This window comes from Bacillus sp. FSL W8-0183 (assembly GCF_038006825.1).
GTDB lineage: Bacteria > Bacillota > Bacilli > Bacillales > Bacillaceae > Bacillus > Bacillus altitudinis.
This window is the reverse complement of the sequence record NZ_JBBOVY010000001.1, coordinates 792,747-819,273: the sequence shown is the minus strand read 5'-3', so window position 1 is coordinate 819,273 and position 26,527 is coordinate 792,747. Positions and strand designations below refer to the sequence as shown.

Below are 26,527 nucleotides of genomic sequence, written 5' to 3'. Positions count from 1 at the left end.
TCTTTTGATACACATTAGCCTTTTGTGACGTTTAACACTTTAGTGATTTAAAGCGTTTTTCAACCAATTGACTAAATTGTCATTTACGCATATACTAACATTCGTCTTACGAAAAGATTTATCCATTAGGAGGTCAACATGAGTTCTTTATTTAGAAAAAAGTCTCTCGACCAGCTCATGCTTGAAAGTCAAACGAAGCGGCTGAGCCGTTCTTTGAATACATTTGATTTAATCTTGCTTGGCATTGGCTGTGTGGTCGGGACTGGAATTTTTGTAATAACGGGGGTTGCGGCTGCGAAAGATGCGGGACCTGCGATTATTATATCTTTTATTTTGGCTGCGATCGCATGCGCCCTTGCTGCTTTTTGCTACGCTGAATTTTCCTCGTCCATTCCAGTGTCAGGAAGTGTCTATACGTATTCTTACGCAACACTTGGAGAATTCCTCGCCTTTTTAATGGGCTGGGATTTAATGCTTGAATATGTTGTTGCGCTCTCTGCTGTGGCAAGCGGATGGTCATCCTATTTTCAATCACTGCTCAGTGGATTTGGTCTGCACATACCGAAGGCTTTATCGGCTGCACCCGGAGCCGCTGATGGGGCCATCTTTAACCTGCCAGGCGCACTCATTATTTTACTCATTACCTTTATTGTCTCAAGAGGCGTAAAAGAGAGCACAAAGCTGAATAACATCATTGTGCTCATCAAAATTGCCATTGTCCTCCTCTTTATCATTTCAGGCTTTGCTTACGTTAAACCTGAAAATTGGACACCTTTTATGCCAATGGGCTTTCATGGCGTGATTGCTGGAGCGGCCACTGTCTTTTTTGCTTACCTTGGATTTGATGCAATCGCTAATGCATCTGAAGAAGTCAAAAACCCACAAAAAGCGATGCCGATCGGAATCATCGGTGCGCTCGGCGTTTGTACGATTTTATACATCGGGGTTTCATTTGTCTTAACAGGCATGGTTCACTACACGAAGCTGAATGTCAGTGACCCTGTCGCTTTTGCTTTACAAGTGGTTGGCTTGAACAGTGTCGCTGGTATTATATCGGCAGGTGCTATTATCGGGATTACGACAGTGTTAATTGCACTTGTCTACGCTCAGGTTCGTTTAACCTTTGCCATGAGCCGAGATGGACTCATGCCGAAAATCTTTTCAAACGTTCATCCAAAATCGAAGACACCGGTTGCCAACACTTGGCTGACAGGCGCTGTTGCGGCATGTATCGTTGGATTCGTCAACTTATCAACACTTGCTAATTTAGTCAGCATCGGTACACTTGCGGCCTTTACGGTGATCTCGATCGCTGTGATCATACTCCGGAAAAAACATCCGAATATGAAAACAGCGTTTAAAGTACCCTTTGTTCCTGTCCTTCCCATCATTAGTGCGGTCATTTGTATGATCTTGGCTGCCACACTGAAATGGGAGACATGGCGAGCCTTCCTCATCTGGGTAGCCATTGGTGTCGTTGTGTACTTCACCTATGCAAGACGCAAAAGCCATCTGAATCAAACACAATAGAAAAGAGACACGGGGTATCCCGGTCTCTTTTTTGTTTAAATCACACTGTTTTTCACTGAATTCGAATCCACCATATCTGGATCGAGTACGCTTGAAATCGGAATGACAAGCGGTGAACAATCTCCATTGTCCTCACCAAAACCCTGGTTCAATTTCATCGAGAGAAAATAATCGATCTGCTGATAAGGTCCTAGCGTCAGTGATGCCCCCCGATCCATTGCATTGATTTTAAAAGCACCGACATTGACGACTGAGGGTGAGAATAACATCACACATCACTTCCTTGGAATAGGTTTAGCTGCTGGCGAAAAAGAGGCAGGTGAGTCCACTTGATCTCGATCATCTACATGGCTCTTTGTTCCGACAAAACCGCTGGCATCTCCAAAATTCTGTCCGTACCCCTGATTTTTTTTATCTGAGTTTTGCCACTCTGCTAACAAATTTTGTCCGACATTCACCGCCGACGCATTTTCAAAGGAATTAATTTTTAACATGAAAATATTAATATTGATATACGGAGTTGGTTGAACCACAGATAAACCTCCTTTTTATAGGTATATGCGAGCACCCATCAAGTATGTTAACAGGAGGTCTTCACATGGACTTCGAAAAAATGAAGCAGTGGATGGACATTGCCCAGCAAATGCATGGAGATGATTTTTGGAAAATGATATTCGATGATGAGCAAAGATCTCCCTTTATGGCAAATGGTCCGTCTCCCTTTACATTCTCGCAGCAAGATCAGCGAGGAACAGATGCATCGTTTCCACCAGTCGACATTGTGGAAACCCCTACTGAATTTCAGTACTTAATTTATCTGCCTGGCTACCGGAAGGAAGATGTTCAGGTGCTGTCATATGGTGAATATTTAGTTGTAAAAGGACAGCGTTTTTCCTTTTTTAACGAACAGGATTTTCGCCAAAAACAAGGAAGGTATGGTCCGTTTGAAAGAAAAATTCGGCTCCCAGATATGATTCTTGGTCAAATGAATGCGGCCTTTAAAGACGGCGTGCTATACATTCGCCTGCAAAAGGATGAAGGAAAAGCAACTGCGATAATCATAGATGACGAATATTGATACTGACTGCGTCTATTAGATCACGATCATCAATCGTTTCAATCGGCAAGATCGTGATCACGCCATCGGCATTTTGTTCACCAAAACCATTGTTTCTTTTGATCGTCGAGCAGTGATTTCGTACGATCGTCGAACCGAATGTCATCGAGGACCCTGTACCAATCGTATTCGTCTTCATATGGGTAATCTGAATGCGTGTAGGCAGCATGCACTTCTCCCCTTTCATGTATCTCTATAAGTATATACCGGGCAGCTTTTCCATAGACTAGAGCAAGGCGAAAGAAAAGGTTGTGGTCCACTTGAAACATTTCATTCAATCACTCTTTAAAAAAACCGAAGCCAGTCCATCCCCATCTGTCGTCGAGCTGGAAAAAAGACTCACCGCTCTTGAGCAGAAAATGTCTGCACCTGGTCCGCCTGTCTCGGAGGATACGCACATTCACATTGAATCACTGCATGTGGACAAAATTGACTACCATTTAGAGTTTGGTGAGCTTTCCATTGATCAGCTTAAAGGCAGACTCAACATTGGAGCCACCTATTACACGCCAAAGGACCCGCACCTCAAAAAGGCAACTTCAGTACCGAAGCCAAAAGAAACAAAAACACCAAAAGTCTCCATTCGATCAAAGTCTTCATCTCAGCACGACCGGAAGCCAGAAATAAACCGCAAGCACAATCGCTACAATACTGATCACATTTAGCCAAAAGCCAGCCTTGACCATATCAGATATTTTCAGCACGTCCGCACTAAAGACAGCCGCATTTGGTGGTGTGGAAATTGGCAACATAAACGCACATGAGGAAGCTAACGCAGCCGCAGCCATTAACCCGTACGGCTCCATGCCAATTGCAAGTCCAAGCCCTACTGTAATCGGAATGATCATGTTCGCAACTGCTGTATTAGACATAATTTCGGTCATAAATAAAATAGAAGCCGTTAAAATAATTAGCAGCATGAGGTACGACAGCCCATTTAAATGCTGTAAATTTTCCCCGATCCATCCTGTTAGATTCGTTTCCGCAAATCCTGTAGCAAGCGAAAGCCCGCCTCCAAATAAAAGCAATAGCCCCCATGGCAACTGCTTCATATCCTGCCATTCTAGTATTCTCTCTCCATTTGTCGCTGGAATGAGAAATAACAGCATCGCCCCAAAGATTGCGATCGACGTATCCGAGACAGGAAGCCCGCCAAACAAAAAGATTTTAAAAATCCATAAAAAAGCCGTCATAAGAAAAATAGCAAAAACCCATTTTTCTTCTTGTTTCATTTTGCCTAAATCCTCTAAACCCTTCCGTATAAACGCTGCTCCCATTTCCCCTGTGTGCTCTACCTTGAACTGTATCTTGGTCAAATACAGAAATAAGAGAATGAGCAGAACAGCCGCCACCGGAAAACCAAACAAAAACCATTCAAAAAACATAATTTCCCGATCTAACAGCTTTTTTGACATCGCCGCAAAAACAGCATTTGGCACAGACCCAACGAGTGTCGCCAGCCCGCCAATAGAGGCTGAATAAGCGACTGATAATAGGATGCTTTTACTGAATCGGTCAAGAGATGCACCAGACAAAATATCGTTCGCCTTCACCTCTTTAATCACAGCCAGTGCCACAGGCAGCATCATCAGTGCTGTGGCTGCATTTGAAATCCACATAGATAAAAAGGCCGTTGCCATCATAACCCCTAATACAATGCGGTCACTTCTTGTGCCAATGATGTTTAAAATATGTAAGGCCATTCTTCTATGTAAATTCCATTTTTCAATAGCAATGGCAATCATAAATCCACCCATGTACATAAAAACAATCGGGTCTCCATAAGCTCTTGATGTTTGCTCCATCGATAGCCCGCCAAGTGTTGGCAAAAGGATGATGGGCAATAAAGAGGTAGCCGGTATAGGCAAAGCTTCTGTGACCCACCATGTCGCAGTCCAAGCCGTAACGCCCAGTACCACTCTTGGTGCATAGGTCAATTCACTTTCTGGAATGAGCAAAAAAATAAGCAAAAAGAAGATCGGTCCAAGAACAAGTCCAGTCAGATTCACTTTTTTATAAACGATCACAATTCCTCCTTCATGAAAACGCTTTTATTTTTTTCTAATTTTTCACATTCGATGATCACATAAAAAATCCTTTAAATCATAAGAAAAAATGAAGAGATCCTTCAGCAGCAACTGTGTCTTGCTTCATATTTCCACTTGATGACTTGGTCTATTTTCATAGGAGAAACTATACAAATCCTACACAGTAACTGTAAACTATAGAGGATCTAATCAAAAATTGAGGTGTTTTCATTGTATACAGATCAACGAAAATCATTTTGGAAACAGAAAAAAGTCATCATTCCCCTTCTTAGCATCATCGCGATTGCTGCTGCTCTCTTTTTCTTAAAAGATACGCTTTTCTCCAAAGAAAAAGAGGCGCTGAAAGCCGCTGAATCCTTTACGAAACATCTGGAGAAAAAAGAATTCACAAAATTGGCAGATGAGGTCACAAGCGGCTCTCTGAAAGCCAATGACTTTTCTAAAAAACAACTTGCCGAAAAATACGATCATATCTTTAGCGGCATCGGTGCGAATGATCTAAACGTCTCAAACGTCAACGTAGAAAAACAGGATAAAAGAAATGGGTATCAATTCACCTATGAAGTCACGATGAAAACGTCACTTGGAAAACTGAACAAACTCTCTTACAAAGGTGTTCTCTCCGAAGAGGATAACGAGTGGAAAGTAGACTGGAAACCAAATCTCATCTTCCCGCAAATGGAAAAGGGTGACACCATCAAAGTGACAACGGATCCTGCGGTACGCGGAAATATTGTAGATCGAGAAGGGCGCACGTTAGCAGAAACAACTGGTGGACACGCACTTGGCATCATCCCTGGAAAGCTCGGGACAGGTACGGAAAAAGAAAGCAACATCAAAAAAATCAGCAGCGCTTTTGATATAGATGAAGAGCTGATTCAAAATCAGTTGAAACAAGCATGGGTCACAGATGACACATTTGTCCCGCTAAAGTCTATGTTAGAGCAAAAGCCGATTCCAAAAGACATAAATGGCGTCACCTATCAAACGAAGGAAATGCGCTACTATCCATATAACGAAGCCGCTGCTCATCTGACAGGCTATGTGGGAAAAGCAAATGCGGATGATATCAAAAGAAATCCAGCTTTAAAGGCGGATCAAATCATCGGCAAAACCGGCCTTGAATTCACATTTGACAAGAACTTAAGAGGACAAGATGGCGGAAGCATCCTCATTATCCATGATGAAACAGGTATTGAAGAAACATTACAAAAAACAGACCGAAAAGACGGAAAAACAGTCAAACTGACCATTGATGCATCTTTACAGAAAAAAGCCTATCAACAGCTGAAAGGTGAAAAAGGGGCTGTCACCATTATGAATCCATCATCAGGTGATTTATTAGCGCTTGTTAGCACCCCTTCTTACGATGTCAATTTAATGACCAACGGGATCACGCCTAAACAATACCAAGCATACAGTGAAAATCCTGATCTCCCATTCCAAGCTCGGTATGCGAGCAGATATGCACCAGGATCTACATTCAAAACCATTACAGCAGCGATTGGACTGGAAACAGGTGTCACAAAACCTAATAAAGTGCGCACCATTCATGGACTGAAATGGCAAAAGGATCAATCATGGGGAAATTATCGCATTACACGGGTTCATGACAAAGAACAAGTCAATATGGTCGATGCCCTCGTGTACTCAGATAATATTTATTTTGGACAGGAAGCCCTTGAAATCGGCAAAGATACTTACGAGAAAAAAGTGAAAACATTTGGGTTTGGTGATGATTTAAACATGCCGTTCACAATGAAACCGGCACAAGTGTCTAACGACGGGATCCAATCAGACATCTTACTTGCCGACTCAGCATATGGCCAAGGAGAATTACTCATGTCTCCAATTGAACAAGTACATGCCTATTCTCCATTTGCAACAGGAGGAAAGCTTGTGTACCCTCGAGTCATTCAGGATGAAAAAACAGCATCACCAAAACAGATCATCAAAGAAGATACAGCAAATACGGTGAAGGATGCACTAACTCAAGTCGTCACCAATTCAAACGGAACCGCTCACTCGTTGCAAATAAAAGGGGCTGATATAGCCGCTAAAACCGGAACAGCGGAACTAAAGAGCAAACAAGGTGCGACAGACGGTACTGAAAATGGATTTTTACTTGCGTTTAATCCTAAAAAAGAAGATTATGTCCTCGTCGGCATGATTGAAGGTGTGAAAAACCGTGGAGGCAGTGGACTTGTCATTCAAAAAATGAAGCCTGTCATCGCTTCTTTCTATAAATAACCCTTTAGAGACACACGCTCCATCAAGCGCATGTGTCTCTTTTTTTCTAAATCATGACAATTTGCTATTGTTTTATAGTTCACCTTATGAATAAAATGAGGAGAATGAAAAAAAGAAAACAAGTTGAATGAAAGGAGGAAGTCTCATTGGCTATTGCTGCTCAAACAAAGAATAAACCTCAAAAAGCGGTCACCGGTTCAACGGTTTATCCTATTTTATTGATTATTGGTATTTGCCATATGCTCAACGACACATTGCAAGCCGTGATTCCTGCCATGTTCCCTATTTTAGAACGCTCAATGGGGCTGACCTTTACTCAATTAGGGCTAATCGCCTTTACATTAAATATGGTCTCCTCTGTCATGCAGCCTGCGATCGGGTGGTACACAGATAAACGGCCGATGCCCTATGCACTGCCTATCGCATTATTTTCAAGTGCTGTCGGCATTTTCGGCCTTGCGTTTGCGCCATCATTTGCGACCATCCTACTGTGCGTCGTCTTTATTGGACTCGGCTCTGCAATTTTCCATCCAGAGGGCTCACGGGTTGCCAACATGGCAGCTGGTCCTAGACGCGGTCTTGCTCAATCCATCTATCAAGTCGGTGGAAATACAGGTCAAGCCTTTGCTCCGCTAATCGCTGCATTAATGCTCGTCCCTCTCGGTCAGCCAGGTGTGGCTTGGTTTACGATTGTTGGAATGATTGCTGTCGGTTTCCTTCTTTATATTTCAAGATGGTACGCAGGAAGACTTCAAACCATTCGAGCACAAGCGAAAAAAGCGCCTGCAAAAGCAGCAAGATCTGAACTTCACCGCAAGTCAGCGCTCACAGCACTTGGCATTATCGTCTTTCTTATTTTCGCGCGTTCTTGGTATGGAAATGCGATCTCGAATTTCTATGCGTTTTATGCGATTGAACAATATGGTTTGACGATTAAAGAATCACAAACTTATATTTTCTTATTTCTTATATTGGGTGCGATTGGGACATTTTTAGGCGGGCCGCTTGCAGACCGCTTCGGCAAGAAAACCGTCATTTTAATTTCCTTATTAGCATCCTTTCCGCTTGCCCTGCTTCTCCCATTTGCCGGACCAGTTTTTGCTTATGTTTTACTTGGACTCATTGGAATCATTCTGACCTCAAGCTTCTCTGTCACCGTGGTCTATGCTCAAGAACTATTTCCCGGGAAAATTGGCACAATGTCTGGTTTAACTGTTGGGCTTGCGTTTGGTATGGGTGCGATTGGATCCGTTGCCCTCGGCTCATTAATTGATGCGGTTGGTTTAACGCCTACCATGATCGGTGTCGCCTTTTTACCGATATTAGGCATCCTAGCCTTCTTACTGCCAAGCGATCAGACCATAGCGAAATGGAATGAATCATAAAAGGTAAAAACCGCTCAATAAATGAGCGGTTTTTTCATATCTCATAAAAATGCGTGTCCGGAACATGCTTCTTTGCAATAAACCCCTGCTGAAAGTCTGGAAAGACCTTTTGCACCTGTTTAATTTTCAGATGAATCAAATCCGCATACGGAATATACAAATGATCTACAAGAGTGTGTTCTGTCATATAGTAATACCAATTCAGATTAAAGGTATTTTCATCAATGATCGTAAAGGCAGAAAAATGATAGAACAGCAGTGGACATTCGTCGAGATACATATCTCCTTTCACAACGGAGAGCTTATAGTTTTCAATATTCCAAATCGCTGCATTGGCACCTTTAGATGCCACCACATGGACACCCTCAAAATCATCGACCCATCTTTCAACATACCGCTGATCACCATATGTCTTTTTTTCCGTATCCATTTCTACTGTACAGTGCGCAATGCAGTTCTCTTTCCACTGCGTCACAGCCCGTTTGGCCACATCTGTGTTTCGACAGCCTACAAACCCAGTATTAAAACGGCCGGATAATTCGTAAAAGTGATAGAATCGCTTGGAATTCATATGATCTGTCAAAAATACATGAGCGAGTGGATTTTCTGCAAATATCGCCTCTGGATCATGATAAAAATACAAATCCGTATCCAAATGAGCGAGATAATCTGCATCAGAGGACTCAAGAATTTTGAGTAGAAACGCAGGCTTAAGCGTCCAGCAATACTCATGGAACGTACGATCCGCCTTTGCTTTTCGCAGCGAATCATCTTCCACATCTTCAAGCTGTTCATATTGGACATGTGGATGAGGAAACTGACTTAACACCTTGTAAGCCAAAGGATCAGCACATAAGACAGAAAGTTTGTATGATTGAGCCGTCTGCTCAAGTGAATGAATCAGTGCCAGCAGCTTAAACACATGGGTATTCGACACAATGGTTGTGAAATGATAGGATGCCATCTACAACACATCCACTTGGAACAAGTCAACATGCAGCAGCTCTTTTGTGAGCCCTTGAATGGCCTCGGCCAGCACCGTGCATCCATGTTCCTGCTTGGCAAGCTGAGCCGCCTCTGACAGCTTTTTCAAAGGGAAATGCTTTGCCGTCAGCACGTCCTTTTGATCACGTTTAATGCCCACATTCCGCTCTGTGATCATATGAAGCAGCTCCAAAAAATAAGCGAGCAGATCATCATATGCTTCATTCTTACGCAGCTGGCGAATGTCTTTCACGATATCATTTGTCACGGTATGAGAAAATGGTCCAGAGAAAGCCAGATGAACATCAATCGAATCAATATTGTTGTACTTCTCGCACATATACAAAATGTTATATTTGATGTCATCGAATGACGTTAAATTACTTGGATGTTCCTGATGCACACTCAAAATATCCTCACGCAGTTCAAATGAGAGGCCAAGCTGATGCAGACGAATGCCTAAATCATAATCCTCAAACCCGTATCTAACGATTTTTTCATCAAACATCCCTAGTTCCATGACATGCTTTCGCTTGACGGAAGAGTTATTTGTGATAAAAAATCGCCACGGCAATTGATAAGAACTTAAATCATAGTCGTACGTGTTTAAAATGTCTTTCAGGATATCAATAAATTCGGACTGCAAGTCGAAGCTTCTCTCTAGAAATGCGCCGCTTTTCACTTCCTCCATCGACATAAGAGACGTTTTGTCTTTCATTTTCCGCTGATACAGCCCTTGTTTTTTTAATCGATTCACATGATCTTTATCAAAACCGGTGTAAAAATAACGGTAGATTCGCTTCCAGCATACACCGCAAATGACACGGTCCTCATGATCAGCATGTGCCTCTGCGTGCTTTTGAATAAATTGGGGCTCTGCCAGCATATCGCTGTCATGGAATATTAAAAGGTCTCCCTCTGCCTCACGAATGGCATGATTGCGCCCCTTGGCAATTCCTTGATTGACAGGAATACGCACCTTTTTGAATGGAAAGTTCACCTCAATGTTTTCGAGCATTTCCATCGTGCCGTCCGTTGACCCATTATCAGCGACAATGACCTCAAATGGAATATCGGTTTCCTGAAGCGTTAAGGAAAAGAGGCTCCCTTCTAAACGCTCTTTCGCATTATAACTCGGAATAATGACGCTGACCTTCGGCTTTTCATTCATGCGCCATCCTCCTCCAGTTTGGCATAGCCGTTAAACATCGGATTGACTTGTTCTACCGATTCAATCACATGACGCAGCACTTCCCGATAGGCTTCTTGGAAAAATGGCAAGTCATCTCTTCCTTTTTCATGGATTTGCTGCATATCATCTTTGCTTAAGATCCGAAAACCACTGAAATGATAGCAAATGAGTGGGCTTCCATCCTCAAGCAAAATACGTCCATTCTCTTCCTGATAAGAATGCTGGCCATAATTCCAGTGACCAATATTCAAACCCTTTGTTTGAATATCCTCTACTTTTTCAAACAGTACCGGCATATGATCCAAATACCCTTGATCGCCAAATTTTCCTTCTCCAGGCGCATTTTTGCATTCTTTTAGACATTCTTCTTTCCACCAGCTCAGGCACTTCCGGCCGGCTTCATCTCCTTTAAAATGCAGGAAGCCTGAGTTATAACGCCCTAAAAGTTTCTGAAGCATCTTCACTTCCTCTGGATCAAAGCTTGGAATGACAATATCCCCTCTTGATAGAAGCACAGAGGCATCAGGCTGGTTTTGAAAAATCACTTGTGGACTCTCATAAAAGAACAAATCCGCATCAAGATACGTCACTTCCTCCGCCTGGTCCTGCTTAAATAGCCACTCAATCCAAATCGGTTTTAATGTCCAGCAATATTCCGAATCATTTCGTTCCTTTTTGATCTCTAGAAGCTCCGGCGTTTCAAGCTCACGCACATGAACAAGATCGACATGCGGGAAATTCATTTGATGAAGCAAATCAAATGCAGCATCATCCATACATAACGTCTTGATGACAGCATCATCTTCTACTTGCTTCAACGATAAGAAAAACGCAATAGCTTGATAAAGTCTTCCACTTGATAGAACCGTACAATATATGCTGTTCATCTGTATACACCTCTATTTTTGAAAGAATTCACGATACCATTCAATTGTCTTTTCTAACCCTTCATCAATGGAGTAATCAGGCTTCCAATCAAGCAGCTTTCTCGCCTTTTCTGCTGATAAATATTGATGCTTAATCTCATGCGTTCCTTGATTCAAAATACGAGGTTTTAGTTCACTGCCCATCGCCTTTAAGATTTTATCAACGAGCTCAAGCACAGTCAGCTGAATTTCATTACTAAAGTTAAATGCTTCTCCTGCAAGCCCTTTTTCCTCCATTTTTTCAGCTAGCAGTAAATAAGCCTTGACCGCATCTTCAATATAGAAATAATCACGGATAAAGGTTCCGTCACTTCTAATTTCTGGCGCCTTTCCCTCTAACACAAGCTGGATGGTTTGCGGAATGATTCGGTTAAAATTCAAATCCCCGCCTCCATATAAATTACCGCAGCGCGTAATACAAACCGGAAGACCATATGTGTTGTAGTACGTGTGAGAAATTAAATCTGCACAGCTTTTTGACACATCATATGGGTGCTTGCCGTTAAGCGGCATGTCTTCATCATAAGGAAGTTGTTCTTGATCCCCGTATGCTTTATCACTCGATGCCACAATCACTCGTTTGATAAGCGGCTGCCTTCTGCATGCCTCCAGCACATTCCATGTTCCTAAAATATTGGCTTCAAATGTAGAAACTGGGTGACGATTTGCGACCCCAACAATCGCTTGGGCGGCCAAATGAAAGACTGTATCAATCTCATATTCTCCTAACGCACGTTCTATCGTTTGCATGTCCTCCAGTGCGCCTTGGACGACATTCATCTTTTCAAATTGACTGCCTTGATATAAGTTCGATCTTGGCACCTGATCACGTACAAGCCCTGTTACGTTTGCTCCTTGATCAATCAATTCCTTGACGAGGTAACTCCCTAACAATCCCGTACACCCGGTCACAAATACGTTTTTCCCATTCCAAAATCCGCTCATGCTGTCACCAAACCTTCCATAGTTGTTTTCCATCTGCCCACATGCCGTTGATTTCTTTCAAGTTTTTATACGTATCAATTGCTGTCCAAAATCCGTGGTGCTCGTAGACTGCAAGTTCACCATCATTCGCCAAGTTTTGAAGAGGCTCTGCTTCGAACACACATTGATCATCATCTGTTAAATAATCAAAAACCTTTGGAGACAACACAAAAAATCCTCCATTGATCATCCCGATACTGTCTGTCTTCTCAGAGAAGGATTGTGCCATCCCGTTATAGACCTTCAGCGTGCCGTACTGTGATTTCTTTTCAATTCCTGTGACAGTGGCAGCTGCTCCAAGCTCTTGATGGCGCTTGAGCAAATGAAACATATTGATATTGGCAAGTCCGTCCCCGTACGTCATCATAAATGTCTCATCACCAATATAATCCTGTACCTGCTTTAACCGCCCGCCTGTCATCGTATTCTCACCCGTATCTAAAAAAGTGATTTTCCAGTTCTCCGAATTCCCTAAAAGCTTTATTTCCCCTGTCGACATATCCAGCTGCATGCTGTGATGCCGCCAGTCGTAGTTGAGAAAATACTCTTTGATTTTCTCTCCTTTATATCCAAGCAATAAGATAAACTCGTCTACACCGTAATACTGATAGATTTTCATAATATGCCATAGAATAGGCCGGTCTCCGATCATAGCAAGTGGTTTAGGAAGCGCTTGTGTGACCTCACTCATTCTCGTTCCCTTTCCTCCGCAGAGAATGACTGCTTTCATCTTCTCCCCTCATCTCTCTATGAAAATTTTTGATTGAAAACCCTATCTTCATGCGGAAAATCAGTACATGTACCCTTATACTTTGTCCGACATCAGGTTTTGAATCTACTCTATTCATATGTCGGAATAAGAGAGGGTGCCACCTAGCATTTAACTATTTTTACAAACAAAAAAGAGCGAGATTTGCATTCTCGCTCTTTCAAAGTTTAAATTGTATATTTTCAGGGTAGATGGTATGATAAACATGTGCATATACAGCACAAACAGCCTCTTTCGATAAAGAGACTACTAGATTGAATGAACTCAAGTGGCAGCTTGCTTCATTCTTAATATGAATCACGGAGGTGAATTCCCATGGCACAAAATGTACTTTGTGAAGTGAACTCTTGCCGTTTTTGGGCTGACAACAGCTGTACAGCTTCTACCATTAAAATTGGTAAAAGCACAATGACTGACGTGACTCGCAATGCTGAAACGGATTGCGAAACATTTGAAACAAAATAATACATGATTTTCTGAGATGAAGGAACTGGCAGGTTCCTTCTTTTCTTTTATCATTCTATCAAGAATGATAATTATTATCAAGCGTTTTTCACGAAACATTTCTCGGGAAATAATGACACGATATTTCTCCATTCGTTGACGATTTTCACTCCTTTTTCTATACTCAACATATCCAAAGAAGAAAAAGTGGTGACCAATCAGTGGATTTTACGATACGATTTCTATCATTCTATGTGGTTGAAATAGAAGGTAAAGAGGAACAAGCAAATAAACGGTTTAAACATTACCAAACATTAAACCAAGAAGAATTTGAACAAAGTGAGCTGAAAGACTTTCTAGACGGTGAGCTAAAAAAAATCGTCAAACGAAAAGTGGACAGACACCCTAAGTCTGAGCAAGTACCGACTAAAATTGGCCGATTTATTGTCGAACCCGGGCATGAACTCGATTCAAATCCAAACTACAATTTATTTCATCAGACGAGATTTGCAGATACAAAAGAAGTATTTAACGAATGCAGTGAACAATTTGTTCGCACCTATTTAGATACAAGTGCTGTCAGAGGCGGCGTGTTTCTGGTTGCATCTGCGGTTCCTAAAAAATATTTCGATGACTCTTTTGTCTTTATCATGAAATGCGATTTTGAACAGAAAGTCGCTTCTATTGCTGATACATCTACCTTGATCAAAAAAGTAGAAATGGCGATTACAACAAAAAACATGAAATCGATTCAATACCCGTTTATGCCAGAAGAGGGCATGACAGAGGAAGCCGAAGTGAAAATTCACCAATCCTCACACGCTCGTTATTTTGAAGACTTTCTAAAATTCGTCGAATACGGGGAATCGATGCCTGAAATCATGAAATCACAGGTCATGAATATGGTGCAGGAACATGTATTTGAAACATTTCAGGATGAAAGTGAAGAATTAAAACAATTTGAAGAGGACCTTGAAATATGGGAAGCAAGTGAAAAACGGGAGATTCGGGAAACACTCGATACAGAACAGGTCACGCTAGCGGCTTCACACATTGTTGAACAAACGCCTGATATCACGATGAAGATGCGTCTAGGCGAAACAGAAATTAAAGGACTTTTAGCCGACTTCGGCCACTCGATTCATATTGCAAAGGTCAACAATCGATATGTCGTGCTCGTTGAAGCAGATCAAATTGTATTTGAAAAAGGAAGCACACCTGTTGAATTCCATAAACCCAATGGCTTGAAAGAGGTCGTCAGCCAACTCACGCAAAAAGCCTATGATTCAGACTTAGAATAAGAGAATATGACTGCCTCCTGCGATTAGCTGCATGAGGCAGTTTTTTATATAACGCTTTATTTCTTACACTGCACTAGAAGAAACATGCTGCCCGCTTTTTATCCACATGCTGACGAGCATTAAACTTATGATAAGCATCAGCCAAAAGACGCTGTTTGTTCCGAAAAACTCGATCAACGTATACCCACACAAAGGTCCTAAAGCAGCCCCCATATCTTGAACAAAAGAATAGCTGGCGAGAAAGCGGTTCTTATCTGTTTGAGCAGAAGCTTTTTGAAAGGCAAGTGTATCGGTGAACGTTGTGACAATTGTTGCCATCAGTTGCATCAAAAGCAGCATAAATACAAACCAGCCGCTTACCTTCAGCATGATCACAAGAAAACTGAGACCTCCAAATGAAAGAAACATCCAGCATAACATTCGTTCCTTCATCACAAGACGATCAAACCATTTGCCCGTTCTCGGTGCGAGAAATGGTTCCCATCCCCACCTGAGTGCTTGAATAACACCGCTTAAAGCCGAAGCTCCGATGACAAAGCCAAACAGAGTCAATTCATCTTGGTTAATCTTTGCTTCAATGACATGACTCAGCGTGGATGCGAATAAACCTTGGATGATCAGTGCGATCAGCATGCCTGTTATCAGTACTTTTACCACATCTCGTGTAAACCACTTCTGTTTGATGCCATGATACACCTGCGTGCCTTCTCTCTTTTCAATTTCATCCAACGATACATAAAAAATGCAGCCCATTAATGTGAGTAAGCCAAAGACAAGCGTCATGGACTGAAAACCGATCAAGCTGGCAAGGATTCCCCCAAATAACATGCCAAATAAACTGCCAAGCCGGTAAAGCCCATTATAAAGACCCGTCAAATGTCCTTGTGAGCCTTCGTCTATTTCAGCCAAGACCCTCATCCCACTCATACGGAGTAACGTCCAAGCGAGACCCCATGCACAGCGGCAAATCAATAGCAGCCAAAATCCACTCATACCATATAATATCGTGGTCACTGACGCGATCATAATTGCGATCAGTACACCGGTCTTCATTGGGATAAATCGATAAAGCCACCATACGACAGGTGCTAGCGGGATACGAATGAATCGGTTGATAGACAGCAGTAACCCCACCTCCCAAATGGATGATAAACCAATCTCTTTCCAATAGACCGGGAGAACGATATAGAGCATTGAATCCCCAATAAGGGCAAATGCTGTGATGAGCGCAATTGACACCACTTGCTTTTGACGACGATCCATTTTTTCTTCCCCCTTCGCTACCTTTACGATAAGGGATACCTTATAATAAATCTAATGAATGTTTTTGATTGAATCATCAAAATAATTGATAGGCGGTGCAAAGATGAATTTACATGCCCTCCGTATTTTTGCAAAGGTAGCCGAAACAAAAAGTGTCACACAAACGGCAGACGTGCTGTCTTTGACGCAGCCGGCTGTGACAGCACAATTACGAAGCATTGAACGAGAGATCGGCTTTCGTCTTTTCAAACGAAACGGCCGGGGGATTACACTGACAGAGATGGGAAAGATCCTGTATCCATATGCCCGGCAAGTATTCGAGGCGGAAAAAGAAGTAGAATATCAGATCACCCTTCTGCAAAACGGAAAAAAAGGAAGACTCAGAATTGCTTCTACCTACGTACCACTTAACTTTTTACTGCCTGATTGGCTTGCCTCTTTTAAAACATCATCGCCACAGACAGACATTGAATTAAAAAGCGGAAACTCCGCTCAAGTGATCGAAAGCCTGCTTCAATATCAATCAGATGTGGCGATCGCCGTAATAGAGGATCTGCACCACGAAGATCTTCACACCTCTCACTTGACTGATTTAAGTTATGACTTTATCGTGCCTGTGGATCACCCGTTAAATGGAACAACCGTCCCACTAGAACGACTGAGCCATGAACCTTTTTTAATGCGAGAAGAAGGCAGTTCAACGAGAGACAAGCTTTTTTCCCTTTTTACCGCTAAAGGAATTAAAAAACCGACCGTTGATTTACAATTCAGTGGTGTCCACGAAGCCATTCAAATGATCAAAGCTGGCTATGGCATCACCCTTGTTCCTCGTGACGCTGTTCAGCGAAGCTTAGAACGTGGAGAGATTGGGCGCGTGTATATCGAAGGAATTGACATTATCAGACCTGTTGTGGTCTGCAAACGGGCGAATGACCTTGAGGAAAATAGGACGGTGAATGCTTTTCTGCAAATGAAAGACATCGGACCCTTTATAGCACCTGACTCCAATTAAAAAAGTGCCTGCTTCAGCAACAGGCACTTTTTCTATTCGGATGGTTGAACTAGATCAAATGGGACCGCCTTTGAGGCTTTCACTAATTGTTCTGGTGTGATGAGTATTTCATTTCCCCATTCTCCTGCTCCAACGCCTAATATCTTTTCTTCTAATAGCGATGCTTCGATAATCGTGCGGAACCCTTCAGGCTGCCAACAAAATGGCGGGATGGAGCCAATGCGATAGCCTGTCACTTCAAGCACCGTGTCTGGTGAAGCCATTTTGATATTGCGAGAGCCTGCGGCTTTCTTTAGTTTCCCTGATTTGATGTGCTGGTCAGCACCAACCATCACAAGCAGCTGCTCCCCTTCCCCTGTTTCAAAGATCAATGTTTTGATCATTTGTCTTTCTCTAAAACCAAGAGCAGCCGCTACATTCGCTGCGCCCTTCTCTGTGTCGGCAGAAAATGTTTTGATGTCATACGGGATGCCATGCTTGTCCAAAAAGTCATGTGCTGGTAATTTTTTCAATGGATTGAACCCCTTTCCTTACAATGTCCTTTCATTTAGCTTATCACAATCCTCTCATCCTTAAGATGTATTTTTCAATGGAAAACCTCTGCACACTTCGCCAACATGCTATACTGAACTTGTTTTTGAAAAGGAGTCGGTTGGATATGGGAAATAAGTTTTGGTGTTATACAGGCAGTAAAAGCCTTCTCATGCTAAGTGATATTCTATTTTTGATGACAGTCACATTGGTTATTTATCAAGATACACAATCTGTCGCCTATGCGGCTGTATTTCCGCTCATAAGAACACTATGTCAGCTATTGGCTGGGCTCCTCTCTCCTGTTTTGACAGAACTCTTTCAAGCCAAGCGTCTATTGAAATGGGTCCCTCTTTTACGTATTGGAATGCTCGTCGTATTCACGACCCAATTTGATTTCTTTCAGCAGCACCTGATCTGGCTGTTTAGTGCGTTCGTTTTGATTTCCATCACAGGCGGGTTCATCAGCCCTTTATTACAGGCCATCATGCCGATGCTTGTGCCAGAAAATCAGCTTGTGAAAGCGAACAGTACAGCCTCCGTTTTTTATCAATCTGTTCAAATCGCCGGCTATTCGTTTACTGGAATGCTCGTCCTGTTGATTGGTCCATTTTATTTAATGTGGGCCTCTTGTTTCATGATTGTGTTGTCCTATCTATTGATCATCCCTGTTTTTTCTCTACTCAAGCAAGAAGACACGGTTCAAAAAGAAAATAAGATGAACGGGTTCAAGGATGGCTGGAAGATCATTTGGACAAACAAAACGGTTCGCATCCTGACTTTCATGGATGTTAGTGAAAATATTGCAGGTGCTTTGTGGGTCGGACCGGTTACGCTTGCCTTTGTCACACTTGTTTTAAATGAAGGTGCGGAATGGTGGGGATATATCAATGCCGCATATTATATAGGTGCCATTATAGGCGGACTCATGGCCGCATGGCTAAGTCAGTTTATTCAAAAACAACTTCTCCTCTTTATGGCAGCGGGCTCTTTTATTTATGCAGTGCTGACGATCCTATTTTCACTAAACAGCCTGCCATGGCTTGCATTGCTGCTTTGTATTTTAATGGGGCCTGCCTATCAAATTCGGGATGTTTCGCAGCAAACCATTCTCCAAACGGAAACGCCAGTCCATGAGTTATCAAAGGTGTATTCGGCTCAATACGTTCTCTCTTCTATGTCTGTCAGTTTATCTATTTTCTTTGTTGGATTAATTGCGGATACATTCGGAGCGAGATTTGTTTATTTGTTAGGCGGACTGTTTGTACTCATCTGTTCCGGGATTGCCATCACCACTTTCATGATGCAGAAAAAAAGAGCGGCTGTTTAAGGCAGCGACTCTTTTACTTTTCTTTTAACATCGCAAACATGTCACGCGCCATTGCTTCTAGGATATAGACAACGGGTGTCTGTGTAGTGATGTTGGCTCTATGGACTCGTTCGTCTGTGACGTAATAAGCAATATTCAAGTCAGAAATACGAGAAATTGTACAGTGCTGATTGTTTGTAATACTAATGATCGTGCTGCCCTCTCTTCTTAGTTTCGAAATATGATCAATCGTAATACTGTTCTCTCCTGATACCGACAGCACAATGGTGACACTATTGTCTAAATACTGCATATTCATCGGGAAAAATGGATCATTGATGTAAAACGAAAATTTCTCCAGACTTGAAAAGTACCTTGCCCCATACTGCGCCAAAATACCAGAACTGCCCGTCCCAATAAACAGCACATTTTTTGCATCCGCAATGAGCTTCGCTGCCTCTTTAATCTTCTCCTCAAAATCTCCTTTAAGTGTCCGTTCGATAAATTCATACAGGAAATGCTGCGTGCTTTTCAAAGAAGGTGTTTGTTCTGCTTCTAAATACATTTTGAGCTTCACCTTAAACTCTGAAAAGCCTTCACAATTCACTTTTCGACAAAAGCGAAGGACAGATGAGGTCGATATATGTGCGGCATCTGCCAAATCACGGATTCTCATATAGACGACTTTTTCACTGTTTTCCATAATGTATCGGTATAAAGCGCTTTCTAGTTCATTAAAGCTGGAAATGACCTCACTTGAAAACATCTGACTTCCCCTTTCTCCAACAACATGACACAACACGTTTCTTTTATGTAACAAATCTCTAAATAGGGCACCCTTGCCTAAAGACGCTGAAACCGTTTACGCACAAGGTACTCTCACGATAAGCTATAGATGTACAAACAAATGATAAAAGATTGATTCACTCTATTATAACATTGTGCGTTACATTATTCGGAGGTGCAGAACATGGCAAAAGGATTAAAGGTTGTCACAATCGGCGGAGGATCAAGCTATACACCAGAACTTGTCGAAGGATTCATTAAACGGTACGAGGAATTTCCAATAAGCGAACTTTGGCTCGTCGATATCGAAGCAGGTAAAGAAAAGCTTGAGATCGTCGGAAATCTTGCAAAACGCATGGTGAAAAAAGCAGGGCTTCCAATCGAGGTTCATTTAACTTTAGATCGCCGGAAAGCACTGGTAGACGCTGATTTCGTCACAACACAATTCCGCGTCGGATTACTGGAAGCACGTATGAAGGATGAACGTATTCCTTTAAAATATGATGTCATTGGTCAAGAAACAAACGGTCCAGGCGGTCTATTCAAGGGTCTGCGCACCATCCCTGTCATTCTTGAGATTGTGAAAGATATTGAAGAATTATGCCCGGATGCTTGGCTTGTGAATTTCACCAACCCAGCTGGTATGGTCACAGAAGCCGTACTTCGCTATTCAAACCACCGCAAAGTCGTTGGCTTATGTAACGTACCAATCGGCATTCGCATGGGCATCGCCAAAGGACTTGATGTCGACGCAAGCAGAGTCGAAGTCAGCTTTGCTGGATTAAACCATATGGTCTTTGGACTGAACGTGTTCTTAGATGGCAAAAGCATCATGGATCAAGTGATCGAAGACATGGCAGATCCAAACTCCACCATGTCCATGAACAACATTCAAGCCATTCCGTGGGATGCAGATTTCTTAAAAGGGCTTGGCGTAATCCCTTGTCCGTACCACCGCTACTACTACAAAACAAGTGATATGCTGGCTGAGGAGAAGAAAGCAGCAGAAAATGAAGGAACTCGTGCAGAAGTCGTCCGTGCACTAGAAAATGACCTGTTCGAGCTTTACAAAGATCCTGATCTTGATATTAAGCCACCACAGCTTGAAAAACGAGGCGGTGCTTACTACAGTGATGCAGCATGTAACTTGATCGCATCCATTTATAACGACAAGCATGACATTCAGCCTGTAAACACAATCAACAATGGCGCCATCAGTGACATTCCAAATGATTCTGCCGTTGAACTGAACTGTGTCATCACAAAAGACGGCCCAAAACCAATTGCTGTTGGTGAAATGCCGGTCGCTGTCAAAGGACTTATTTCTCAAATTAAATCCTTTGAACGTGTAGCCGCTGAAGCAGCCGTGACAGGCGACTACAACACAGCACTTGTCGCCATGACCATCAATCCGCTCGTCCCATCAGATGCCATTGCAAAAAGCATCCTAGATGAAATGCTAGAAGCACACAAAGAATATCTGCCACAGTTTTTCAAAAAAGTAGAAGCATAAAACAGAACCGCACTTGTGAAAAGTGCGGTTTTTCTTATTTCCCGGCAAACAACTGATCCATCTGAGCACGGTCATAGTCTAAAAGCCAGTGCTGTAAACCTTCATAAACTGGACGCAGATGTTCTGGATCTGCCGCAATAAGATCACAGCCTCGATCATCATATAAGTGGAAAATCATCTGTTTTGAGAGATTGATGAGATAAATGTCATAACCAAGCCTTCCTTTCATGATTTGATTCGGTTTGTAGAAATCCTCTTGGCATATGGCTTGTAATAGCGGGCGCAATCGAATATCTTGCAGCTGACACATGAGTGTAAATCTCTCTATTTTCATTGTTTCTTCTTGTTTTGGTTGTATATAGGTCAAATGCTCGTGACGCAATCGGTGACGCACTTGTCGGTATGCATATTTCTGATAAACTAGGAGCTTTTGCTTCGTTAATTCATGTTCATGCTGCGTATAGACATCCGTGACAAGTAGAATATCGTCTTCTGGATCAAAAGCATATCTGATAATTTTTAAAGCCCGATCGCCTGCTTTTTCTAATACAACCGATTCTTCTCCTAATGACCAATCTGCCACTTCAAAGCGAAGACCAAAAGGCCACCCATAAAAAACAGGCGGCGCGAGGACAAGTTCAGGAAAATGACTTTTTAAAAAACGATTGGTTTGATCGCTCATCTCATGTCCTTCCATTGGTTTTATTTCTTATTTTACCGTTGAAACTGATGGAAATTCAATTGGAAATAAACTGTCATTTCTTATATGATAGAAAGAGATGGAGGTGTGACCAATTGAAAAAATGGTTTTTACAGGTGTTCCTCACCGCATTGATCACGATGTGGATACAGGCTGGACTTGATCAGGCGAACATCATTCAAATCACCAATGTATGGGTCGATGTCAGCAGCTGGATCCTAATCTTCTTTATCATCTACGCACTTTTTGAATGGACTGCTCACGTCTTAGCAAAACGGAAAATCGCTCATCGCTGAACATCTCTTTTTACAGAGATGTTTTTTGTTGAAACTCTTCCTGCACAAGTTCATGAATGACGCCCATTCCTGCCTGACTTCCAGCTGCTGCTGCAAGAACAAGCTGAGCAGGTCCGCCTAAATTATCACCACATGCAAAAATACCGCTGACGGTTGTACGCCCAAGAATATCTGTTTCAATGCCCCCATTTTTCGTCATTTGACAGCCTAGTTTTTCAGCAAAAGGGGTTGACTGCTTGAAATCACTTGCGACAAATCCGCCTTCTCGTTTCACTGTTTCCCCATTCGCAAGGTGAATAGAGTGCAGCTGTCCATTGTCATGATGGATCGCTACAATTGGCACATCAATCACTTGAATAGAATGTGTTGATAACAGTGCTTTCTCCTCTTCAGCTAACACTTGCTGTCCATTTGTAAATACAATCAAATCCTTTGTCCAATTGGAAAGAAGTTTCGCCATATGCAAAGCGCGCTTGTTCTCTGCAATCAGGGCAAGTGGCTTGTCCTTCAGCTCCCAGCCATCGCAGAAAGGACAGCTAAACAACGTCTTTCCATACACATCATGAATCCCGTTGATCTTTGGCAATATGTCCTGAAGTCCTGTGGCCAAAATGATTTTTTTCGCTTCGAATCTTTCTCCTTCTTGTGTCAGTAACACGAAATTGTCCTCATGATTTTGTATCTCCACAATTCTGCTTCGTTTGATTTGGATATTGGGGTAGTTTTGAAGATCCGCTTCTCCTGCTTGTCTGATCTCAAACGGTGTCATTCCATCGTTTGTAATAAATCCATGTGATTCCTGAGTCACTCGATTTCTTGGCATCTCGTCATCGAATATCATGACCTGTTTTCTGCCCCGCCCCACAACAAGTGCTGCATTTAATCCGGCTGGTCCGCCTCCGATAATGGCACAATCTAATAACATGTCAATCTCTCCTTTTTATTCAAGATTTTAAAGACTCTTAATATCTATAATTTGTTCAAAAAAATCACATGTTGAAAAATGGATTTTTTTCTGTCTGCTCTATTTGACTTGCAATATCAACTAACCGCTTTTGACTTAACGTCTCCTGCATTTTTGTTTCAACATCCTGCATGACTTGTTCAATCAAACAGTCATCATGAGGCATGAAAGAATCATGTTCTAAAGAACAACGAAATAAATGGGTTTGTCCTTCTACCGCCTGAATGACGTCTAGAAACGAAATGTCCTCTTTCTTTTTCAGAATGGTGTAACCACCTTTTGCGCCAGGTGTTGATTCAATCAATCCTGCCTTCACAAGCTTTGTTAAAATTTTAGATAAATAGGTAGGCGAAAGATCTTGCATCTTGGCGAGAGGCTCAACGCCTATTGCTTTCCCCTTTGGTGCAAGGGTTAAAAAGACCATCGTATGCAGCGCATAGTTGGTCGCTTTAGAATATTTCATAGAAACATTCCTTTCTATCTATTGTAGACCTTTTATATCTGTAATTGATCATAAAAGATTCAAGAAGAAAAAGCAAGTATTGTGGATCTGCTTCTTTTTTCATTCCACATTTCGCATTTCCTTCCGATAATAGAAGTAAGCACGAATAAAAGCTTGATGAAGACTAGAAGGAGTGAAAAAAATGTCAGATCAACAGCACAATGCAGCACACGAAGAAGAAGAGGAATTTAACGTATACGACATGCTTCCACCCGCAGGAACAATCATTGGCGAAGCAACAGAAGAAGAAATGGAAGCTGCGGCAGCATTAGAAGTGAGACATTACGCCTTTATGCGTCTGCAAGACTCGTACATTCAATTTGATGGATCTTCTTATAAAGAATTGCTTAAAGACTTTCAAGAACTAGAATTTGATTCTGCAAAATTTTGGAGAGCCATCGCACGACGCCTGCAAGTCCCATACGAATGGCCAATCCGAATCGACCATGCAAACGGTCCTATTTATATTGGTGAAACAGAAGATAGCCGTGATGTTGAGGAGAGTGCAGAGTAAAGGAATTGGTGACCCCCTTTTGGTGAGGGGGTCTTTTTTTAAAATGATAGATACTTATTCCTCTAAATCAAATTCCAATGCGATTGATATATTAAAGGCAATGTGGGGCATTTCATCTATTTCTGATTGACTCAAATGCTTCGCAAAACGACGTGCATGCTCGACAACATCAGCATGCTGCTTAATCATTTCGTCATTCATTATAAAGATCGTATTGATTGCCCAGCCAGCAGTCGTTAACATTTCTTCGTTCTGAAGGCTATCCATATACGTTTCTACCTCAGAAAAAATCCACTTAACATCATCTATTTGTTCCACTTGAAAATTCGAGATTTTTGAAAGCTGTTCAGGGTCTTTGGTTAAAAAGATATCTTTCACTTCTTCTTTTGATAATGGCGGATTCTGCTTTTCATATTCAGCCTGCCATTCTTCATCTGACATTTCATCTTCTTCACTATCCTCTGCGGTATAATGCCCCGCAATCAATTCATCAAACGAATCCGCTAATTTAAAATTCGTCTCATATTCTAGATCAAAGTAATGAACCGGCGGATGTTCCTTTGTTTCTCTATAATCCAATGCGATCCACGTATGACCATCCCCACAAATCAGTACAAGCCCCTCAGGCAATTCCCATTCTTCTATTAAATAATCACTATCCATGATACCTTCGCCTTTGGCAATTCCTCTTAAATGATCAAATGACACATGATCCTCTGCCCATCCATTCGGCTGGTCTGTTGGAAAAGCATTATGCAGGGTATAACCGCCATTTTGTTCGAGGATAAGCTTCTTATATGTATCAGGCAAGATGACGCCTAGTTTCTTTTCCGCTTTTGCAATGCCTTTTTCATTGATTTTCTTAAAAGTCTCTTCACTTTCTCTGTCTGTGTCCCAAAATGGTTTCAAATAAAATACCTCCAATTGTTATTTCTATCTCATTTTACCATTTGAGAGAACTAGTTTAATAGTCCTATTCATAAAAAAAGAGAAGGGTTCCCCCTCCTCTTGTTGATCATGATTGTTCTTGATTTCTCGCTTCAAATTCATCTAGCATTGCACGCACTTCATCTGTTGATGATGTGTTCATTAATTGATTTCTTAAGAAACTCGCTCCTCTGAATCCTTTTACATAAATCTTAAAGAAACGGTGCAATGCCTTGAATGGACGCAAACCTAGTGATGAGTATTGATCATGGAGATCAAGATGTAATCTTAAAAGACCAAGCAGTTCATCACTTGTATGCTCCTTCGGCTCTTTTTCAAAAGCAAATGGGTTATGGAAAATCCCGCGCCCAATCATCACTCCGTCTATTCCATATTGCTCAGCGAGCTTTAAGCCCGTTTGACGATCAGGAATATCACCATTGATCGTCAAAAGCGTATCAGGTGCTACTTCATCACGCAGTTTTTTAATTTCAGGAATGAGCTCCCAATGCGCATCTACTTGGCTCATTTCCTTTCTTGTGCGAAGGTGGATCGACAAATTCACAATGTCTTGCTCCAAAATGTGTCTGAGCCAACCACGCCATTCATCGACCTCTGTAAACCCTAGTCTTGTTTTCACACTAACAGGTAATCCCCCTGCTTTTGCCGCTTGAATCAGCTCTGCCGCAACGTCTGGGCGAAGAATCAATCCACTACCCTTCCCGTTTTGCGTGACATTTGGGACAGGACAGCCCATATTAATATCAAGCCCCTGAAATCCTAACTCCGCCATTCCAATACTCATTTGTCTGAAGTTCTCAGGCTTATCTCCCCAAATATGAGCAACAACCGGCTGCTCATCCTCGGTGAACGTTAAGCGGCCTTTCACACTTTGAATGCCATCAGGGTGGCAGTAGCTCTCACTGTTTGTAAACTCTGTAAAAAACACATCCGGTCTCGCCGCCTCACTCACAACATGACGAAACACAACATCTGTCACTTCTTCCATTGGTGCTAATATAAAAAATGGCCGTGGTAAATCACGCCAAAAATTTTTACTCATCTTTCATCCAATTCCTCTCATGACATAGCGCCTTATAGGGCATGTCCTTCTGTAAAATATCATTATATACTTTAGTAAGAAGCCAACGCAAACGTTGATTCTTGGTGTTAAAAACCTTATTATAACAGGCCTTGATCATAATCAACTATGACCAATAATTGCAAATCATTTTGCAGTTAAAAGTATTCTTTTGGGTAATATTTTGGTTTTTTTATAA

At 42.0% G+C, this 26,527-nt stretch carries 29 protein-coding genes; 12 read left to right on the top strand and 17 right to left on the bottom strand.

Features of this window, described 5'->3' with window-relative positions:
• The first annotated feature begins 138 nt into the window (after positions 1 to 138).
• Positions 139 to 1,530, top strand: a complete 1,392-nt coding sequence (locus NSQ64_RS04250) for an amino acid permease (RefSeq protein ID WP_008344176.1) — start codon at positions 139 to 141, stop codon at positions 1,528 to 1,530.
• Positions 1,531 to 1,565: 35 nt separating this feature from the next.
• Here NSQ64_RS04250 and NSQ64_RS04245 read toward each other — a convergent pair whose 3' ends face one another.
• A complete protein-coding gene (locus NSQ64_RS04245) occupies positions 1,566 to 1,799 on the bottom strand; it encodes a hypothetical protein (protein WP_008344178.1) in 234 nt (77 codons plus the stop codon).
• Between the two features lie 6 nt (positions 1,800 to 1,805).
• The gene (locus NSQ64_RS04240) at positions 1,806 to 2,063 is read right to left on the bottom strand and encodes a hypothetical protein (RefSeq protein WP_008344180.1); all 258 of its coding nucleotides are present in this window, start codon (positions 2,061 to 2,063) and stop codon (positions 1,806 to 1,808) included.
• A gap of 65 nt (positions 2,064 to 2,128) precedes the next feature.
• Between NSQ64_RS04240 and NSQ64_RS04235 the strand changes: the two genes are divergently transcribed.
• Positions 2,129 to 2,608, top strand: coding sequence for an Hsp20/alpha crystallin family protein (locus tag NSQ64_RS04235; protein WP_058336485.1), 480 nt, complete (start codon positions 2,129 to 2,131; stop codon positions 2,606 to 2,608).
• On the opposite strand, the gene NSQ64_RS04230 is transcribed toward NSQ64_RS04235, so the two are convergent.
• Positions 2,589 to 2,816 carry a hypothetical protein gene (locus tag NSQ64_RS04230; RefSeq protein ID WP_017360415.1) on the bottom strand — a complete coding sequence of 76 codons (228 nt, stop codon included), beginning with the start codon at positions 2,814 to 2,816 and terminating at the stop codon, positions 2,589 to 2,591. The two genes, NSQ64_RS04235 and NSQ64_RS04230, sit on opposite strands and share 20 nt — an antisense overlap.
• Before the next feature lie 91 nt (positions 2,817 to 2,907).
• On the opposite strand from NSQ64_RS04230, the gene NSQ64_RS04225 reads away from it, so the two are divergent.
• Complete coding sequence (locus NSQ64_RS04225) at positions 2,908 to 3,312, top strand: hypothetical protein (protein ID WP_341015231.1); 405 nt, start codon at positions 2,908 to 2,910, stop codon at positions 3,310 to 3,312.
• Here the strand turns inward: NSQ64_RS04225 and NSQ64_RS04220 are convergent.
• Positions 3,244 to 4,674 carry an SLC13 family permease gene (locus NSQ64_RS04220; protein WP_024718600.1) on the bottom strand — a complete coding sequence of 477 codons (1,431 nt, stop codon included), beginning with the start codon at positions 4,672 to 4,674 and terminating at the stop codon, positions 3,244 to 3,246. The genes NSQ64_RS04225 and NSQ64_RS04220 overlap by 69 nt on opposite strands.
• Before the next feature lie 231 nt (positions 4,675 to 4,905).
• Here NSQ64_RS04220 and pbp4 point away from each other — a divergent pair, with 231 nt between their 5' ends.
• Both pbp4 and NSQ64_RS04210 read left to right on the top strand, forming a co-directional pair.
• A complete protein-coding gene (gene pbp4, locus NSQ64_RS04215) occupies positions 4,906 to 6,945 on the top strand; it encodes a penicillin-binding protein PBP4(5) (protein ID WP_341015229.1) in 2,040 nt (679 codons plus the stop codon).
• A 146-nt stretch (positions 6,946 to 7,091) separates the two neighbouring features.
• The gene (locus NSQ64_RS04210; RefSeq protein ID WP_072367729.1) at positions 7,092 to 8,330 is read left to right on the top strand and encodes an MFS transporter; all 1,239 of its coding nucleotides are present in this window, start codon (positions 7,092 to 7,094) and stop codon (positions 8,328 to 8,330) included.
• A gap of 34 nt (positions 8,331 to 8,364) precedes the next feature.
• On the opposite strand, the gene NSQ64_RS04205 is transcribed toward NSQ64_RS04210, so the two are convergent.
• Genes NSQ64_RS04205 through rfbF form a run of 5 tightly spaced genes read right to left on the bottom strand, consistent with a single transcriptional unit; the run spans position 8,365 to position 13,146 of the window.
• Complete coding sequence (locus NSQ64_RS04205; RefSeq protein ID WP_024718603.1) at positions 8,365 to 9,294, bottom strand: putative nucleotide-diphospho-sugar transferase; 930 nt, start codon at positions 9,292 to 9,294, stop codon at positions 8,365 to 8,367.
• Positions 9,295 to 10,485: a glycosyltransferase family 2 protein gene (locus NSQ64_RS04200; protein WP_160758104.1), complete on the bottom strand. Its 1,191-nt coding sequence runs from the start codon at positions 10,483 to 10,485 to the stop codon at positions 9,295 to 9,297.
• A complete protein-coding gene (locus tag NSQ64_RS04195; RefSeq protein ID WP_341015226.1) occupies positions 10,482 to 11,393 on the bottom strand; it encodes a putative nucleotide-diphospho-sugar transferase in 912 nt (303 codons plus the stop codon). Before NSQ64_RS04195 ends, NSQ64_RS04200 begins: the two co-directional genes overlap by 4 nt.
• A gap of 12 nt (positions 11,394 to 11,405) precedes the next feature.
• Positions 11,406 to 12,377: a GDP-mannose 4,6-dehydratase gene (locus NSQ64_RS04190; protein ID WP_025092661.1), complete on the bottom strand. Its 972-nt coding sequence runs from the start codon at positions 12,375 to 12,377 to the stop codon at positions 11,406 to 11,408.
• Between the two features lie 4 nt (positions 12,378 to 12,381).
• Complete coding sequence (rfbF, locus tag NSQ64_RS04185; RefSeq protein ID WP_341015224.1) at positions 12,382 to 13,146, bottom strand: glucose-1-phosphate cytidylyltransferase; 765 nt, start codon at positions 13,144 to 13,146, stop codon at positions 12,382 to 12,384.
• 354 nt (positions 13,147 to 13,500) lie between these two features.
• On the opposite strand from rfbF, the gene NSQ64_RS04180 reads away from it, so the two are divergent.
• Both NSQ64_RS04180 and NSQ64_RS04175 read left to right on the top strand, forming a co-directional pair.
• The gene (locus NSQ64_RS04180; protein WP_008344201.1) at positions 13,501 to 13,650 is read left to right on the top strand and encodes a DUF1540 domain-containing protein; all 150 of its coding nucleotides are present in this window, start codon (positions 13,501 to 13,503) and stop codon (positions 13,648 to 13,650) included.
• Between the two features lie 200 nt (positions 13,651 to 13,850).
• Positions 13,851 to 14,930 carry a DUF3900 domain-containing protein gene (locus NSQ64_RS04175; protein ID WP_039168562.1) on the top strand — a complete coding sequence of 360 codons (1,080 nt, stop codon included), beginning with the start codon at positions 13,851 to 13,853 and terminating at the stop codon, positions 14,928 to 14,930.
• A 63-nt stretch (positions 14,931 to 14,993) separates the two neighbouring features.
• Here the strand turns inward: NSQ64_RS04175 and NSQ64_RS04170 are convergent, their stop codons facing one another.
• Positions 14,994 to 16,193 (bottom strand): MFS transporter, encoded by a 1,200-nt coding sequence (locus NSQ64_RS04170; protein ID WP_268418094.1) that lies wholly within the window; start codon positions 16,191 to 16,193, stop codon positions 14,994 to 14,996.
• A gap of 103 nt (positions 16,194 to 16,296) precedes the next feature.
• Between NSQ64_RS04170 and NSQ64_RS04165 the strand changes: the two genes are divergently transcribed.
• Positions 16,297 to 17,205, top strand: coding sequence for a LysR family transcriptional regulator (locus NSQ64_RS04165; RefSeq protein ID WP_058336478.1), 909 nt, complete (start codon positions 16,297 to 16,299; stop codon positions 17,203 to 17,205).
• Positions 17,206 to 17,237: 32 nt separating this feature from the next.
• Here NSQ64_RS04165 and NSQ64_RS04160 read toward each other — a convergent pair whose 3' ends face one another.
• Positions 17,238 to 17,717, bottom strand: coding sequence for an aminoacyl-tRNA deacylase (locus tag NSQ64_RS04160; RefSeq protein ID WP_024718610.1), 480 nt, complete (start codon positions 17,715 to 17,717; stop codon positions 17,238 to 17,240).
• Positions 17,718 to 17,863: 146 nt separating this feature from the next.
• Here NSQ64_RS04160 and NSQ64_RS04155 point away from each other — a divergent pair, with 146 nt between their 5' ends.
• Positions 17,864 to 19,066 carry an MFS transporter gene (locus tag NSQ64_RS04155; protein WP_341015219.1) on the top strand — a complete coding sequence of 401 codons (1,203 nt, stop codon included), beginning with the start codon at positions 17,864 to 17,866 and terminating at the stop codon, positions 19,064 to 19,066.
• Between the two features lie 13 nt (positions 19,067 to 19,079).
• Here NSQ64_RS04155 and NSQ64_RS04150 read toward each other — a convergent pair whose 3' ends face one another.
• A complete protein-coding gene (locus NSQ64_RS04150) occupies positions 19,080 to 19,811 on the bottom strand; it encodes a MurR/RpiR family transcriptional regulator (RefSeq protein WP_047946793.1) in 732 nt (243 codons plus the stop codon).
• Between the two features lie 204 nt (positions 19,812 to 20,015).
• On the opposite strand from NSQ64_RS04150, the gene NSQ64_RS04145 reads away from it, so the two are divergent.
• Positions 20,016 to 21,344, top strand: coding sequence for a 6-phospho-beta-glucosidase (locus tag NSQ64_RS04145; protein ID WP_159145482.1), 1,329 nt, complete (start codon positions 20,016 to 20,018; stop codon positions 21,342 to 21,344).
• 34 nt (positions 21,345 to 21,378) lie between these two features.
• On the opposite strand, the gene NSQ64_RS04140 is transcribed toward NSQ64_RS04145, so the two are convergent.
• Complete coding sequence (locus tag NSQ64_RS04140; RefSeq protein ID WP_341015217.1) at positions 21,379 to 22,026, bottom strand: DUF3885 domain-containing protein; 648 nt, start codon at positions 22,024 to 22,026, stop codon at positions 21,379 to 21,381.
• 113 nt (positions 22,027 to 22,139) lie between these two features.
• On the opposite strand from NSQ64_RS04140, the gene NSQ64_RS04135 reads away from it, so the two are divergent.
• Entirely contained in the window at positions 22,140 to 22,340 is a 201-nt protein-coding gene (locus NSQ64_RS04135; protein WP_251211098.1) for a hypothetical protein, read from the top strand.
• A 10-nt stretch (positions 22,341 to 22,350) separates the two neighbouring features.
• On the opposite strand, the gene NSQ64_RS04130 is transcribed toward NSQ64_RS04135, so the two are convergent.
• Both NSQ64_RS04130 and NSQ64_RS04125 read right to left on the bottom strand, forming a co-directional pair.
• Positions 22,351 to 23,265: an NAD(P)/FAD-dependent oxidoreductase gene (locus NSQ64_RS04130; RefSeq protein ID WP_341015214.1), complete on the bottom strand. Its 915-nt coding sequence runs from the start codon at positions 23,263 to 23,265 to the stop codon at positions 22,351 to 22,353.
• Between the two features lie 64 nt (positions 23,266 to 23,329).
• A complete protein-coding gene (locus NSQ64_RS04125) occupies positions 23,330 to 23,767 on the bottom strand; it encodes an Rrf2 family transcriptional regulator (protein WP_041093161.1) in 438 nt (145 codons plus the stop codon).
• Between the two features lie 181 nt (positions 23,768 to 23,948).
• On the opposite strand from NSQ64_RS04125, the gene NSQ64_RS04120 reads away from it, so the two are divergent.
• The gene (locus NSQ64_RS04120) at positions 23,949 to 24,320 is read left to right on the top strand and encodes a hypothetical protein (RefSeq protein WP_007496834.1); all 372 of its coding nucleotides are present in this window, start codon (positions 23,949 to 23,951) and stop codon (positions 24,318 to 24,320) included.
• A gap of 54 nt (positions 24,321 to 24,374) precedes the next feature.
• Here NSQ64_RS04120 and NSQ64_RS04115 read toward each other — a convergent pair whose 3' ends face one another.
• A complete protein-coding gene (locus tag NSQ64_RS04115; RefSeq protein ID WP_341015212.1) occupies positions 24,375 to 25,229 on the bottom strand; it encodes an SMI1/KNR4 family protein in 855 nt (284 codons plus the stop codon).
• Between the two features lie 106 nt (positions 25,230 to 25,335).
• Positions 25,336 to 26,310, bottom strand: a complete 975-nt coding sequence (locus NSQ64_RS04110; protein WP_341015210.1) for a tRNA dihydrouridine synthase — start codon at positions 26,308 to 26,310, stop codon at positions 25,336 to 25,338.
• Positions 26,311 to 26,527: the final 217 nt, after the last annotated feature.

Excerpts from the sequence above, each read along its gene's own strand:
- NSQ64_RS04180 (WP_008344201.1), top strand. The coding sequence starts at position 13,501 with ATGGCACAAAATGTACTTTGTGAAGTGAACTCTTGCCGTTTTTGGGCT.
- NSQ64_RS04250 (WP_008344176.1), top strand. The coding sequence starts at position 139 with ATGAGTTCTTTATTTAGAAAAAAGTCTCTCGACCAGCTCATGCTTGAA.
- NSQ64_RS04120 (WP_007496834.1), top strand. The coding sequence starts at position 23,949 with ATGTCAGATCAACAGCACAATGCAGCACACGAAGAAGAAGAGGAATTT.
- NSQ64_RS04200 (WP_160758104.1), bottom strand. The coding sequence starts at position 10,485 with ATGAATGAAAAGCCGAAGGTCAGCGTCATTATTCCGAGTTATAATGCG.
- NSQ64_RS04140 (WP_341015217.1), bottom strand. The coding sequence starts at position 22,026 with ATGAGCGATCAAACCAATCGTTTTTTAAAAAGTCATTTTCCTGAACTT.
- NSQ64_RS04170 (WP_268418094.1), bottom strand. The coding sequence starts at position 16,193 with ATGGATCGTCGTCAAAAGCAAGTGGTGTCAATTGCGCTCATCACAGCA.
- NSQ64_RS04165 (WP_058336478.1), top strand. The coding sequence starts at position 16,297 with ATGAATTTACATGCCCTCCGTATTTTTGCAAAGGTAGCCGAAACAAAA.
- NSQ64_RS04155 (WP_341015219.1), top strand. The coding sequence starts at position 17,864 with ATGGGAAATAAGTTTTGGTGTTATACAGGCAGTAAAAGCCTTCTCATG.
- NSQ64_RS04145 (WP_159145482.1), top strand. The coding sequence starts at position 20,016 with ATGGCAAAAGGATTAAAGGTTGTCACAATCGGCGGAGGATCAAGCTAT.
- NSQ64_RS04245 (WP_008344178.1), bottom strand. The coding sequence starts at position 1,799 with ATGTTATTCTCACCCTCAGTCGTCAATGTCGGTGCTTTTAAAATCAAT.
- NSQ64_RS04205 (WP_024718603.1), bottom strand. The coding sequence starts at position 9,294 with ATGGCATCCTATCATTTCACAACCATTGTGTCGAATACCCATGTGTTT.
- NSQ64_RS04150 (WP_047946793.1), bottom strand. The coding sequence starts at position 19,811 with ATGTTTTCAAGTGAGGTCATTTCCAGCTTTAATGAACTAGAAAGCGCT.
- NSQ64_RS04125 (WP_041093161.1), bottom strand. The coding sequence starts at position 23,767 with ATGAAATATTCTAAAGCGACCAACTATGCGCTGCATACGATGGTCTTT.
- NSQ64_RS04190 (WP_025092661.1), bottom strand. The coding sequence starts at position 12,377 with ATGAGCGGATTTTGGAATGGGAAAAACGTATTTGTGACCGGGTGTACG.
- rfbF (WP_341015224.1), bottom strand. The coding sequence starts at position 13,146 with ATGAAAGCAGTCATTCTCTGCGGAGGAAAGGGAACGAGAATGAGTGAG.
- NSQ64_RS04110 (WP_341015210.1), bottom strand. The coding sequence starts at position 26,310 with ATGAGTAAAAATTTTTGGCGTGATTTACCACGGCCATTTTTTATATTA.
- NSQ64_RS04235 (WP_058336485.1), top strand. The coding sequence starts at position 2,129 with ATGGACTTCGAAAAAATGAAGCAGTGGATGGACATTGCCCAGCAAATG.
- NSQ64_RS04230 (WP_017360415.1), bottom strand. The coding sequence starts at position 2,816 with ATGCTGCCTACACGCATTCAGATTACCCATATGAAGACGAATACGATT.
- NSQ64_RS04195 (WP_341015226.1), bottom strand. The coding sequence starts at position 11,393 with ATGAACAGCATATATTGTACGGTTCTATCAAGTGGAAGACTTTATCAA.
- NSQ64_RS04130 (WP_341015214.1), bottom strand. The coding sequence starts at position 23,265 with ATGTTATTAGATTGTGCCATTATCGGAGGCGGACCAGCCGGATTAAAT.